This is a genomic window from Deltaproteobacteria bacterium GWC2_55_46 (genome assembly GCA_001595385.3).
GTDB lineage: Bacteria > Desulfobacterota > GWC2-55-46 > GWC2-55-46 > GWC2-55-46 > UBA5799.
The window spans coordinates 1,744,106-1,757,025 of the sequence record LVEI03000001.1 but is presented as its reverse complement, the minus strand read 5'-3'; the positions used below and the strand labels follow the sequence as shown (position 1 = coordinate 1,757,025).

Here is a 12,920-nt window from a genome sequence, read left to right as displayed (position 1 = left end):
CCCGAAAGCCTTCTCAGGCCTCGTTTTCCCTGATGTAGATGTTCAAGAGTATCCCGACCGCGATCATGTTCACCATCAGGGCTGTCCCCCCATAGCTTATGAACGGCAGGGGAAGCCCCTTGGGGGGCAGAAGCCCCATCACCACCGCCATATTCATCGCGGCCTGCATGACTATCATGAAGGTAAGGCCGAGAGCCAGGTACTGGCCATGCAGGTCCCTTGCCTTGAGGGCGACCTTCACGCCGCAGACGAGGAAGAGCACGTAGAAGGCGATGACGCCCGCCACACCGATAAGCCCCAGCTCCTCTCCTATGACGGAGAGTATGAAATCCGTGTGCGCCTCCGGCAGAAAGAAGAGCTTCTGCCTGCCCTCTCCCAGGCCGACGCCGGATATACCCCCGGAGCCGAATGCCAGGAAGGACTGTACCATCTGGAAGCCCTTGCCTTCCGGGTCTTTCCATGGGTCGAGGAATATGAGTATGCGGTCCATCATGTAGCTGAAGTTATGGACCACGAACCACAGGCCCATGCCAAGGAGCGCGAGCGAGCCGAAAAGGTATCTCTTCCTCACGCCCGCCGAAAAGTTCATAAGGAATACGATCGCTGCCAGGGCGAGCGAGGTGCCGAGGTCGGTCTCGAACATGATAAGGCCGATTATCACGCCGGGTATCACGATATTCGGGAGAAAGCCCGGCGAGAATGTCTTTATCTTGTCCCTCTTTACGGCAAGCGAGTAGGCGAGGAAGAAGATGACGGCGAGCTTGGCCGGCTCAGAAGGCTGGAAAGCGATCGGCCCAAGCCTTATCCATCTGCGAGCCCCGCCCGCGGTAAATCCTATGCCGGGTATGTATATGCAGATGAGGAAGAGGGCCGCCACTATCAGTATCGGGTAGGCCATCTTCCTGTAGAACTCATAAGGGAGCCTTGACGATATTATCATCATGACCACGCCGGCAAGGGCGTAGGTCAGGTGCTTTTTCACGAAGAAGTACTCGTCGCCGAAGCGCTTCATGGCAACGACATAGCTCGTCGAGTAGACCATGACGACGCCGAGGACTACCAGAAGGAGGGTCGAAATTATAAGGAGCCTGTCTGTGTCCTTGAACTTTATCAAAGGGCCTCCACTAAAGCCTTGAACCTCTCGCCTCTTTCCTTGTAGTTCCTGAACATGTCAAAGCTCGAGCACGCAGGGCAGAGAAGGACGGTGTCGCCATTTTGCGCTCCCTCGCGCGCGATACTAACGGCCTCTTCGAACGATCCGGCGATGACCGAACCGGTCAGCCCCCCAAGGGCCTCGTTTATCTTGAACCTGGCCTCGCCGAGAAGGACCATGAGCCTCACCTTCTCTTTTACAAGCTCCGAGAGAGCCCTGTAATCGCCGCCCTTGTCCACGCCGCCGGCTATGAGGACGACCTTTCCGTGAATCCCCCTCAACGCCATCATGAGGGCTCCTATGTTCGTGCCCTTGGAGTCGTCTATGTATGTGACCCCGTCAAGCTCCCTTACGAACTCCATCCGGTGGTGGAGGCCTGAAAAGCCTGAAAGGGTCTTCGATATTACCTCTTTTGTCGCGCCTGCGCGCCGCGCGGCCGCTATAACAGCCATGACGTTTTCGATGTTATGCAGCCCCTTGAGCCTTATCCCCTCGACCGGGTATTCTTCTCTCAAGCCTTCAAAGAGGTGCACAATCGACCCGTCTTCCATGAAAAGCCCCTCTTTTAGACGCCCTTCGACCGTGAAGGGCACTACCCTTCCCCTGCCTATGGAGGCCGTCCTCTTCGCTATCTCCGGGTCGTTCACGTTGATGACCGCGAAGTCCCCTTCGGCCTGGTTCTCGAAGAGCCTGAGCTTCGTTGCGGCGTAATGTTCAAAATCCCTGTACCTGTCGAGATGGTCCTCGGTGATGTTGAGCAGCACCCCGACATGGGGGTTGAAATATCTTGTCGTCTCAAGGTGAAAGCTCGATATCTCAAGGACGCACAGGTCCGCGCCGCCGCCTTCCTCCACATATTCGACAGCCGGGGTGCCTATGTTGCCGCCGACAAAGACATTAAAGCCAGCCTCCTTCAATACCTCGCCAAGAAGGGTGGTAGTGGTCGTCTTGCCGTTCGTCCCGGCGATGGCGAGCACGGGGGCGTCTATAAACCGCCACGCGAGCTCTATCTCGCTTATGACCTCCGCTCCAGCTACCCTGGCATCGTTTAAGAAGGGCAGGTCATACGGCACGCCGGGGCTTACGACAACGAGCTCTACCCCTTTAAGGCTCACCCCTGAATGCCCGCCGGCCTTGACCTCAACGCCTATCGAAGCAAGCGATTGAACGCCCGGTATCGCTGCAGCCTCCTTGAAATCTGTCGCAACGACCTTCGCGCCGCATTTATGGAGGAACCTCGCAACCGAGATGCCGGTCGCGCCGAGGCCTATCGCTACCGCGCTCTTCCCCTTGAGGGCCGCCTTCGCGGCGAGAAGGCAATCACCTTTTTTGACCGCGCCCTGTATCATCTGATCTTCAGCGTGCTTATCGCCACCAGGGCGAGTATTATCGATATTATCCAGAACCTTACTATTATCTTCGGCTCAGGCCAGCCCTTAAGCTCGTAATGGTGGTGTATCGGGGCCATGGCGAAGACCCTTTTACCGGTGAGCTTGAAAGAGCCCACCTGGAAGATGACCGAAAGCGCCTCGACCACGAAGATGCCCCCCACAAGGAGGAGCAGTATCTCGTTTTTTGTGATGACCGCGAGCGTCCCGAGCGCGCCCCCGAGCGAAAGCGACCCGACGTCTCCCATGAAGACCTGCGCCGGGTAGGAGTTGAACCAGAGAAAACCCAGGGAGGCCCCGACCATCGCCCCGGCGAATACCGTCAGCTCTCCGGCCTTGGGAACGTACATTATATGGAGGTAGTTCGCTATCTTCACATGTCCCACAAGGTAAGCAAGGAGCATATAGGTCGCGGCCGCTATTATCATCGGACCTATGGCCAACCCGTCCAATCCGTCGGTCAGGTTCACCGCGTTCGATGTGCCGACGATGACGAAGACCACGAACGGGATGTACAACGCCTTCAGGTCTATGGCCGTGTCCTTGAGGAAAGGCACCGATACGACGGTATCCGCCCCGTTATAGTACAGAAAGAGCGCGGCCACGAGCGCAACGAGGACCTGAAGGCTGAATTTGGTCCTGGCCCTCATGCCGCCCTTCTTTTTCTGGACGACCTTGCTGTAGTCGTCCACAAAACCTATGGCTCCCATGCCGAGGGTCACGAACGTCAGGAGCCATATATACTCGTTTGTGATATTGCCCCAGAGGAGTACGGATGTGACCACCACCAGGAGTATTATCGCCCCGCCCATCGTGGGAGTACCGGCCTTGCTCTGGTGGTTTGACGGCCCGCAATCCCTTACGACCTCGCCGACCTTGAGGGCGCGGAGCTTCTCTATAAGATAAGGGCCTACGACGAAGCTCAGGACGAGCGCGGTTATGGCCGCGTATATCGTCCTGAACGTGATGTACTGGAACAGGTTGAATATCGTATAGTACTTCGCCAGCGGGTAAAGAAAATAATAGAGCATCCCTTGCTTCTTTCCTTCTTAAAAGTTACACGCACTCCCTTGACGGGGCAAGCTCTTTAAGCCCTTCGACAACATCTTCGAGAGCGACACCCCTGGAACCCTTCACAAGCACCGTATCGCCTTCCGCGACTATGGCCCGAAGGGAAGCGAGGGCCGTTTTTTTATCCCTGAAATCGAATACCGCCCTCAAACCAGCGGAGCGCGCCCCTTCGGCTGTCCTGGCGGACAGGGCCCCTATGGCCACGAGCACGTCTACCCCGACACCGGCGGCGAGCGCCCCGATAGAGGCGTGCTCGCTCTCGCTTGCCTCTCCGAGCTCGAGCATGTCCCCGAGGACCGCCACCTTCCTCCCCCTCGCGGCGCCGAGTGTTCTTAACGCGGAGGCCATAGACTCGGGGTTGGCGTTATAGGTGTCGTCAAGGATAGTCAATCCGCCCGCCACAACGACCGTCATCCTGCCCTTCACGGGTGAGTAGGCCCGCAACCCCTCTGCCATATCCTCTAAAGGCGCGCCCAGCGCAAGGGTCGCCGCTATGGCGGCCGCGCCGTTCACAACGTTGGTGATGCCCGGGGTAGTAAACCTGGCCTCTACTTTCCTCCCGCCAACGTCATAGACCGCGGTAACGCCCCCGAACCCTTCCTCGACCCTGTAGCTTTCAACCGAAACGTCCGCTTTTTGCTTTAAGCCATATGTGACCGAGGCCCCGCCAGCGCCAGCGGCCTTGACGACCCAGGGGTCGTCAAGGTTCACGACCTTTACCCCGTGAGCGCCCAAGCGCGTATAGAGCGGCCCCTTGGCCCTTGCCACCCCATCGAGCGAGCCGAGCGTGGCAAGATGTCCCCTGCCTATATTCGTTATGACCGCCACATCGGGGGCGCACATGTCTACGAGCCGCTCCATCTCCCAGTCCTCGCTTATGCCGAGTTCTATGACAGCGGCATCATGCGCGGGTTCGAGCCTGAAAAGCGTAAGCGGGACGCCTATCAGGTTGTTCTTGTTCCCCTCGGTCTTAAGAACGTTCCTCGACCTTGAAAGTATCGAGGCTATCATCTCCTTGGTCGTTGTCTTGCCAGCGCTGCCCGTTACAGCCACAAAAGGTATCCTGTAGAGTCTCCTTACGTATGAGGCGAGCGCGCCAAGGGCCCGAAGCGTATCCTTTACGACGATGACCACGGCGGATGCGGGAAGCCCTTCGAGCCCCGCTGTTGTTTCCACGACAGCGGCAGAGGCCCCCTTCGCGAAGACCTGGGCCACAAAGGCGTGGCCGTCAAAGTTGGGCCCCTTGAGCGCGAAGAATATCTCCCCTGTGGCGACATTCCGGGAATCGGTCGAGACCCCGGACACGATCGTCTGCCCCGAGCCCTTGAGCCCGCCGCTTACGACAGAGGCTATCTCCGCTACAGTCAAAGGTCTCATCAGGCCCCAGCGGCAGCCGCGCCGCGTATCGAATCGCAGAGCACCTCGAAGTCGTCGAAATGGTGCTTCACGCCCTTTATTATCTGGTAGTCCTCATGCCCCTTGCCGGCCACCAGTATGGTATCTCCCTTGCCCGCGGCCCCGACCGCCTTCATTATGGCCTCCCTCCGGTCGGGTATGACCATGTAGCATCTTTTAACCGGCCTCTCATTCGAAGGCAGCTTGGATATGCCCTGTATGCCGGCCTCTATTTCCTTGATTATCTCAAGCGGCTCTTCGTCCCTCGGGTTGTCGGACGTTACGATAGTAAGGTCAGAAAGCCTCGATGCTATCTCACCCATCCTGGGCCTCTTGAGCCTGTCCCTGTTGCCGCCGCAGCCGAAGACCGTTATGAGCCTGCCGCTCGTGACCGGCCTTAACGCAAGGAGCGCCCTTTCAAGGGCGTCCCCTGTATGCGCGTAATCGACATAGGCCCTGAAGCCGCTGCCGGCGGACTCGATCTTCTCAAGCCTTCCGGGCACGCGCTCAAGGGAATTTATGCCAGACGCTATCGCGTCAGGCTTTATACGCGCGGATATCGCAACACCTATCGCGCCGAGGATGTTGTAGAGGTTGTACTCGCCGACCAGGTGCGACGATATCTCTATATCCCCGGCGGGTGTCGAGACCTCGGCCTCTGTCCTCCCTTCAAGGAGAGAGTACTTCTTCGGGCATATTGACGCGCCCTCCCTGAGGCTGAAGGTGATGGCTCCCGGGGTCACAGAAGCGAGCTTCCTTCCCCAGGGGTCGTCCACGTTTATTATGGAAGCGCCGCCCGAGGCGCGAAGCATGTCAAAAAGGATGGACTTGCACCTGAAGTACTCATCCATCGTCTTATGATAGTCGAGGTGGTCGTGAGTAAGGTTCGTGAAAACGCCTGTCTTAAACCTGCAGTGGGCCGCCCTCTTCTGCTCGAGGGCATGGGATGATACTTCCATTACGCAGTGCGTTACCCCGGCGTCGAGCATCTCTTTGAGCATCGACTGAAGCTCAGGGGACTGAGGTGTCGTGTGCGGGGCCGGGAAGGTCTTACCGCTGTAGCGGTAGTTCACCGTGCCGATGACGCCCGGGTTAAAGCCCGCCTGCCTGAGCACCGATTCTACAAGATAGGTCGTGGTCGTCTTTCCGTTCGTGCCTGTAACGCCTATCACGAAGAGCCCCTTCGACGGCTCGCCGTAGAAAACGTCGGAGGCCATTGAGAGGGCCTCCTTTATCTCCGGCACTATGACCTGGGTCGCGGATACCGACGCCGTCTCCCTTTCCGCCAGGACTGCGGCGGCCCCGGCGGACGAGGCCGCAGGGATGAAGGAATGGCCATCGACGTGCTCTCCGGGTATTGCCGCGAAAAGGGGGCCGAAACCAGGACGGGGGTCTTTCTCGATATTCCTTGAGTCAGAGGTGATGCCGGTTATCTCTATGTCAACGCTTCCGAGGACTTCGCAGCCGAGAAAAGGCGTTATCTTGCTAAGTTTCATACTGCCTCTTAAAACACTTGGGAAACCGGCTACTTGCGCCTCCGGCTCAACCGGGGAAGCGGCCTGGTCTCAACATGATATTGTCTCACAAGAGCACTTCTGTTTTCAAACCAAACTTTTACCGGAATTCCACCACCACTGGCCCCTTCGACGGTATGGACGAGCCGGGAGTAGGGGCCTGGGCCACGGCCCTGCCGCTGCCATTTACCTCCACGTCAAAGGACCTCTCCTTTGCCATCCTTATGACCATCCTGACCGACTTGCCGGAAAAATCCGGGACCGCCATTGGGCCTATCTCAACCGCAGCTTGCGTCAGCCCAGCGTCATCTTTAGACGGCTCTTCTTCCTCCTCGGCCTTCGGGGCGTTCGAGTTCTCCTTGAAGACACCGAGGTAGGCAAGGGACTCCTGGGCTATCTCCCTGAATACGGGGCCAGCGACAAGACCGCCGTAATATTCACCTTTGGGCTCATCTATCGATACGAGGATAGCGAGCCTCGGGTTATCGGCTGGCACAAAGCCCATGAAGGAGGCCATGTAAGCCCCGCGTGCGTAGCCGCCCCTCTTGAAATCAGGCTTCTGCGCTGTGCCGGTCTTTCCCGCGACATCGAAATCCTCGAGCGCCGCCTTTGTGCCTGTGCCGTTCTCCTCGGTTACGCCAGTCATCATCTTTGTAAGCTCTTTCGATGTCGCTTCCGACATGGTCCTTCTTACGATCACAGGGTGGGATTCGGTCACAACAACCCCACTGGGGCCCTTTACCGACCTCACCACGTAAGGCTGCATCAGGAACCCTCCGTTTGCTATCGAGGAAAGCGCCGTGACCAGCTGCAACCCTGAAACCGAGATGCCCTGGCCGAAGGAGATCGTATGGAGGCTCACCTTCGACCAGTTATTGTAGTGCCTCAAAAGGCCCGATGCCTCGCCCGGGAGGTCTATCCCGTTCTTTGAGCCGAAGCCAAAACCCTTCATGTACCTGTATAGCTGGACCTTGCCGAGCGCCTCTCCTATCTTGGCGCTGCAGATGTTGCTTGAGTACTTGAGTATCTCGGAGACCGTGAGCCAGCCGTAAGGGTGATGGTCGTGGAAGACCCTGTCGGCGACCCTGTAGCTGCCGTTCTCGCAGAAAAAGCGGCTCGTCGGCTTCACAAGGTTCTCTTCCATGGCCGCCGCTATCAGGAAAAGCTTCAACGTCGAACCGGGCTCAAAGAGGTCGGCTATGGCGCGGTTCCTCCAGTGCTGCTGCCCGAACTTCTTATGCTCGTTAGGGTCGAAGGAGGGCTGGTTTGCCATCGCGAGTATCTCCCCTGTTGAGGGGTCCATCACAATGGCGGTGCCGCCCTTCGCGTTCGACTCGTCGACCGCCCTCTTTAAAGCCTTCTCGGCTACATACTGGATGGTCTTGTCGATAGTGAGCTCGACCTCCATGCCCTTAAGCGGCACGGTCTTGTCGAGGTCCTCGTAAAGGAGCACCCTCCCTATCGCGTCCTTCTCCCCGGTAAGCCTCGCGGAAGAGCCCTTGAGCATCGTGTCGTAGTACTTCTCCACCCCCTCGAGCCCGTTTGCGTCAAGGCCGGTAAAGCCTATTATGTTCGAGGCGAGCTGCTTGTTCGGATAGAACCTCCTGCTCTCCTTTATAATGCCAATTCCGTCAAGAGAGCCTACTACCGCCCTTTGCGCCTCGTTAAGGTCCACCTGGCGCTTGAGCCATACGAACCTGGCCTCGCCCCTGAGCTTCTTCTCGATCTCCTGCGACGATATCCCGAGTATGGGCGAAAGGACCTTTGCCGCCGTCCGACGGGATCCCATCTTGTCAGGCTGGGCGAAGACCGAGTCTACCTCGATGCTTACGGCCAGCTCCTTCAGGTTCCTGTCGTATATGTCCCCCCTCTTTGACTGCAGATTGAGGATCTTGTTGTGCTGCCTCGACGCCATCTTCTTAAGCTCCGGGCCCTTTATGATCTGGAGCTGGGCGGCCCTGAAGAGGATCACGCAAAAGACGGCGATGAAGAAGCCAAGGACAAGGAATATACGGAGCTTCAGGTCCCCTCTCGGCTCTCTGGCTCTCTTTCGCTTCATCTAAGGACGACTATCTGCTCGCTTGTCGGGTTTACGAATCCGAGTTCGGCGGCTATAGCCTCGATCCTCTCAGGGGACTTAAGGCGCATGTACTCGAGCTTGAGCCTCTTGTTCTGCTCTATAAGCGCCGAGCGCGCCGAATTCACCTTCGATATCTCGTAGCCGGTGTTCACGACCATCAGCCTGCTCCAGACGAAGGCAAAGATTATGAGCACGGCCGCGAACGCTGATATGACGGCTACATAGAGGAAGTTCAGGTCCTTGGGGTCCCTCTTCGCCTTGACGTCCTGCCCGATGAGCACGCCGGGGAATTCCATTTTTTTGCTTACCACTTCCGACATAACGGACCTCCTTTGGGCAACATCCTGCTAGAGCTTCTCCAGGGCCCTGAGCTTGGCGCTCCTGGCCCTGGGGTTACTGTTCACCTCCGCCTCCGAGGGCAAGACGACCTTCCTTGTCATAACTACAGCCTGCGGGGTCTTTCCGCATACGCATTTCGGGATCCTCGGCGGGCATACGCAGCCGGTTGAGGCGTCCCTGAACGCGTTCTTCACTATCCTGTCCTCGAGAGAGTGGAAGGATATCGCCACCATCCTTCCGCCCGGCTTCAGCGAGGCAACTCCGTCGGAGAGCCCGTCCATCAGGCTTCCGAGCTCGTCATTTACCGCTATCCTCAGGGCCTGGAATACACGGGTCGCCGGGTGGATCCTCTGCCCGTGGAATCTGGCCGGCACGGCCCCAGCCACTATTTCCGCCAACTCCCAGGTCGTCTCTATCGGTTTTGATGACCGGGCCCTCAGGATGGCCCTGGCGATCCTTCTTGAATGCGCCTCTTCCCCGTAGTCCCTGAATACGCGCTCAAGCTCCCTTTCATCGAGGGTGTTGACGAGGTCATACGCGCTCCCGGCCTCGCTCTTGTCCATCCTCATGTCGAGCCTTGCGTTAAACCTGAAACTGAAGCCCCGCTCCGCGCGCTCAAGCTGGTAGGAGGAGACGCCGAGATCGAGGAGCATGCCATCGACAGGCCCCTGGCCGAGCTGAGAGAGTACGGCCTTCACGTTCCTGAAGTTATCCTTTACGAGCACGTACCTGCCGCCGAAAGAGGCGAGCGCGCCCTCGGCGGCCCCAAGCGCATCCGAATCCCTGTCTATGCCGATGAGCCTGTTCTCAGGGTTCGCCCTGAGTATCCAGGCCGCGTGCCCGCCGCCGCCTACCGTGCCGTCAACATAAGTGCCGGCGCGCGTACAACCGAGGTACTCTATCACCTCGGCTGGCATCACGGAGAGGTGGCCGAACTCCATCGGGCTACAGCCCCAACCGCTCGAGGGTGTTGACGATGTCCTCCTGAGAGGCGGCAGAGGCGGCCTGCTCCCACAGAGACTTGCTCCATATCTCCATGTGCCTGAAGGCGCCTATAAGGACCACGTCCTTTTCGAGCTTCGCGTAGTCCCTGAGAGTTTGCGGGAGGAGTATCCTCCCGAGCTTGTCTATGGCGCAATCGGTGGCGCTGGAATAGAAGAACCTCAAAAAGGCCTTGGTGTCTTTCTTGAATTCGGGCAGAAGGGATATCTTCTCCTCCAGCTTCTGCCATTCGGCGAGCGGGTAGGCGATGAGGCAGCTGTCGTAGTTGGTCACGACGAGGCGGGAATCATACCTCTCGTTCAGCGTCTCCCTGAACCTCGACGGGATGCTGAGCCTGCCCTTGGAATCGATTAGGTGTTCGAACCTGCCTTTGAACATTTATCAACACTTTATCCACTTTGGCCAGATGAGCCTATCTTGTGGATTGTTCGGGGTTAAATCGCCACTCCATCCCACTTTTGAACAGCTTCATACCACTTCATACCACTTTATACCACGCAATGGGCTAACTATATTCCCGCTGTTTTTTTTTGTCAAGCGAAATCTAAAACCGCAAATTGGATAAAAAAACTATTATTTTTTGGAGGTTATGGCAAAGAAGAGGGTCCTGGGCGGTATCAGTTGTGCCAGATTCTGAGGTGTATGATAAACCTGGGGTTAAAGACCTGGGGAGATGAATTGGATATGTATGGCTATTTCTTAAAAAGACAGTAGTTCTCTTTAAGAGGCGGCTCCGGTGGCCGACTGCTTCTCTCTGATCTTTTTGAGCCTCTCCAGTATGACCTCGGCCCTGTACTTGTAGTCGGCAGCCACCCTGTTCGACGGGTCAAGCTCAAGGACCGCGTCCCACTCCTTTATCGCAAGCTCCATCTGCTCGCTCTGGAAATAGGCTATGCCTTTCATAAGGTGCTTGTCCATGGCCTTGTCGCGCTCTGCCCTGGCCCTGTCGAGGAGCTCTCTGGAGTTCATGTATGAAGGCACTATCTTGATTGCGGCGGTAAACTCGTCTATGGCCTTCGCGTAGGCCTTTGATTCGAGGTAGACCTTGCCCTTGAGGTAGTGGGTATTGGCAAAGTCCTCGGGCTCATCACGCCCGGTTTTTTTCGCCGGCGCGGCAGAGGCTTTCCTGTCGGGATGTTCGCGGCGCTCTCCAGAGCTTATCGCGTCGTTAAGGAAGCTGAGCCTCTGCCTGGCGATCATGTTGGAAGGGTTGAACTTGAGCGCCTCGCTGTACTCGAAGGCGGCCTTTGCGAAGATGCCTGCCCTCTCGTAGTCCTCTCCGATCTCCATGTGCCGCCTGGAAAGCTGCATGGATATAACGTTTATGTCCGCGACGAGCTTCCTTGCCGAGGCGTATTCGGGCGACTTCCTTGTAATCGACCTCGCCTTCTCCCGCGCCTCGGCGAGCATGCCGTTCTCGTAGAGTATTACCGCGCGGTCATACTCGGTGCCGCGCGCGTAGCGCGACGACATCTGCGTACAGCCGGCCATAAGCGCGGCCAGCGCTATGATGAATAGCTTAAACAACGACGCCCTCCCTTTCAAGCTCAGTGAAGGCGAGGCTGACCATCCCCTCGACCTCCCTGCTCCACAGGCCGCAGAGCTCCCTTATGTTGTAGAGCGTTACCTGCTTGTCGAAGCCTTTTATGGAGACCCCCTTTATCTCCTCTGCCACCACGTTATCCGCCACCATCCTGTAGACGTACTCGTTTACCAGGATGTCGCCGCCCCTGGCGAGGTCCGTAAGTCTTGACGCGGTGTTGACGGTATCCCCGACCGCGGTGTACTCCATCCTTACGCTCGACCCCATGTTCCCCACTATCACCTCTCCGGAGTCCAGTCCTATGCCCATATGAAGGGCGGCGGCGCCATACGCCATCCTTTCCCTATTGAGCTTCTCGACAGCCAACTTTACTGCCATCGAGGCCTTTATCCCCTGCTCGAGGTGGCCTGGGCTTATAATGGGAGAGCCGAAAACGCTCATCACGGCGTCCCCTATGAACTTGTCTATGGTGCCCTCGAAACGGAAGACAACGTCGGTTATGACGGTGAAGTACCTGTTAAGGAGCTCCACTATCTCCTCAGGCTCCATCTTCCTCGATATGGCTGTGAAGCCGCGGATGTCGGCGAAGAAGACCGTGACCTCGCGCCTGTCCCCTCCGAGCCTTATCCGCTCCGGGTCCCTGAATATCTCGTCTGCCACATGCTGGCTCACATAGCGGTTGAAGACGCCCTTCATGACCTCTTTTTTCTTTAACTCCGTCGCCATCTTGTTAAACGAGGTCACGAGGTCCCCTATCTCGTCCTTCCGTATCTCCGGGATACGGTAGTCGAGGTTGCCCATGGCGATCTCCCTTGTGCCACGGAAGAGCCTGAATACCGGACGCAGGAGCCCTGAGGCCAGCGGTATGGAGATGAGTGTTACGACTACGACCGCCGCGAGACCTATTACGGCGACCCTTTTGACGGCCTGCCTCACCTGCGCCTGGATGAAGCTTTTTGAGAAGGAGACGACGGTATAGCCGACGGTAGTGCCCCTGAACACGACCGGCGCCACAAAGGTTATGAGGCCCGCGCCGCCGTCGTTTACGAGCCACGGAGGGGCCTCCCGCTTGCCTTCGATGAGCGGCTTGCCGAACCCGGTAAAGTCCGTGCCCGCCTCCAGCAGGTTCCTGTGGGCCTCCACCTGGAAGCTGTGGTTCAGGATATAGGCGTCATGTATGCCGGGGTATTTGAGTATGTTCTGGACGGCCAGGTTCATGGCCAGGCTGTCCTTTTGCATGAAGGGTATCTTCGAGCCGTTCGCGAACTCGCGGGTAATGGTGCTTGCCATCGCCCGGAGCTGCTCCTCGAGGGAGGACTTCTGGTGTGCGATCAGGATCGCGCCAATGGTAAAGGTGGTCACAAAGAGGAGGATGGAGAGTATGACCGCCAGCTTTATCTTGATGCCTATCTTCACCTGAGCATTGACCCGATAG

General features: G+C 57.6%; 11 protein-coding genes. All 11 read right to left on the bottom strand.

Features of this window, described 5'->3' with window-relative positions; genetic code table 11:
- Positions 1-13: 13 nt before the first annotated feature.
- The 11 genes from A2V21_308245 to A2V21_308195 all read right to left on the bottom strand — a co-directional run bounded on the left by A2V21_308245 (position 14) and on the right by A2V21_308195 (position 12,901).
- Positions 14-1,114: a cell division protein FtsW gene (locus tag A2V21_308245; protein OIJ74251.1), complete on the bottom strand. Its 1,101-nt coding sequence runs from the start codon at positions 1,112-1,114 to the stop codon at positions 14-16.
- Positions 1,111-2,502 carry a UDP-N-acetylmuramoylalanine--D-glutamate ligase gene (locus tag A2V21_308240; protein ID OIJ74250.1) on the bottom strand — a complete coding sequence of 464 codons (1,392 nt, stop codon included), beginning with the start codon at positions 2,500-2,502 and terminating at the stop codon, positions 1,111-1,113. Before A2V21_308240 ends, A2V21_308245 begins: the two co-directional genes overlap by 4 nt.
- Positions 2,499-3,572: a phospho-N-acetylmuramoyl-pentapeptide-transferase gene (locus A2V21_308235; GenBank protein ID OIJ74249.1), complete on the bottom strand. Its 1,074-nt coding sequence runs from the start codon at positions 3,570-3,572 to the stop codon at positions 2,499-2,501. Before A2V21_308235 ends, A2V21_308240 begins: the two co-directional genes overlap by 4 nt.
- 25 nt (positions 3,573-3,597) lie before the next feature.
- Complete coding sequence (locus A2V21_308230; GenBank protein OIJ74248.1) at positions 3,598-4,989, bottom strand: hypothetical protein; 1,392 nt, start codon at positions 4,987-4,989, stop codon at positions 3,598-3,600.
- Positions 4,989-6,503, bottom strand: coding sequence for a UDP-N-acetylmuramoyl-L-alanyl-D-glutamate--2,6-diaminopimelate ligase (locus A2V21_308225; protein ID OIJ74247.1), 1,515 nt, complete (start codon positions 6,501-6,503; stop codon positions 4,989-4,991). The genes A2V21_308230 and A2V21_308225 overlap by 1 nt, the downstream gene beginning before the upstream one ends.
- Positions 6,504-6,621: 118 nt before the next feature.
- Positions 6,622-8,580, bottom strand: coding sequence for a hypothetical protein (locus tag A2V21_308220; GenBank protein OIJ74246.1), 1,959 nt, complete (start codon positions 8,578-8,580; stop codon positions 6,622-6,624).
- The gene (locus tag A2V21_308215; GenBank protein ID OIJ74245.1) at positions 8,577-8,921 is read right to left on the bottom strand and encodes a hypothetical protein; all 345 of its coding nucleotides are present in this window, start codon (positions 8,919-8,921) and stop codon (positions 8,577-8,579) included. The genes A2V21_308220 and A2V21_308215 overlap by 4 nt, the downstream gene beginning before the upstream one ends.
- 27 nt (positions 8,922-8,948) lie before the next feature.
- Complete coding sequence (locus A2V21_308210; protein OIJ74244.1) at positions 8,949-9,881, bottom strand: 16S rRNA (cytosine(1402)-N(4))-methyltransferase; 933 nt, start codon at positions 9,879-9,881, stop codon at positions 8,949-8,951.
- A 4-nt stretch (positions 9,882-9,885) separates the two neighbouring features.
- Positions 9,886-10,320: a division/cell wall cluster transcriptional repressor MraZ gene (locus A2V21_308205; protein OIJ74243.1), complete on the bottom strand. Its 435-nt coding sequence runs from the start codon at positions 10,318-10,320 to the stop codon at positions 9,886-9,888.
- Positions 10,321-10,662: 342 nt separating this feature from the next.
- Positions 10,663-11,469, bottom strand: coding sequence for a hypothetical protein (locus A2V21_308200; GenBank protein ID OIJ74242.1), 807 nt, complete (start codon positions 11,467-11,469; stop codon positions 10,663-10,665).
- Positions 11,462-12,901, bottom strand: a complete 1,440-nt coding sequence (locus A2V21_308195) for a hypothetical protein (GenBank protein OIJ74241.1) — start codon at positions 12,899-12,901, stop codon at positions 11,462-11,464. The genes A2V21_308200 and A2V21_308195 overlap by 8 nt, the downstream gene beginning before the upstream one ends.
- Between the last annotated feature and the right edge of the window lie 19 nt (positions 12,902-12,920).

What these genes read in the sequence shown, in the direction of transcription:
- A2V21_308240 (OIJ74250.1), bottom strand. Translation starts at nt 2,502, where the DNA reads ATGATACAGGGCGCGGTCAAAAAAGGTGATTGCCTTCTCGCCGCGAAG.
- A2V21_308235 (OIJ74249.1), bottom strand. Translation starts at nt 3,572, where the DNA reads ATGCTCTATTATTTTCTTTACCCGCTGGCGAAGTACTATACGATATTC.
- A2V21_308230 (OIJ74248.1), bottom strand. Translation starts at nt 4,989, where the DNA reads ATGAGACCTTTGACTGTAGCGGAGATAGCCTCTGTCGTAAGCGGCGGG.
- A2V21_308225 (OIJ74247.1), bottom strand. Translation starts at nt 6,503, where the DNA reads ATGAAACTTAGCAAGATAACGCCTTTTCTCGGCTGCGAAGTCCTCGGA.
- A2V21_308220 (OIJ74246.1), bottom strand. Translation starts at nt 8,580, where the DNA reads ATGAAGCGAAAGAGAGCCAGAGAGCCGAGAGGGGACCTGAAGCTCCGT.
- A2V21_308215 (OIJ74245.1), bottom strand. Translation starts at nt 8,921, where the DNA reads ATGTCGGAAGTGGTAAGCAAAAAAATGGAATTCCCCGGCGTGCTCATC.
- A2V21_308210 (OIJ74244.1), bottom strand. Translation starts at nt 9,881, where the DNA reads ATGGAGTTCGGCCACCTCTCCGTGATGCCAGCCGAGGTGATAGAGTAC.
- A2V21_308205 (OIJ74243.1), bottom strand. Translation starts at nt 10,320, where the DNA reads ATGTTCAAAGGCAGGTTCGAACACCTAATCGATTCCAAGGGCAGGCTC.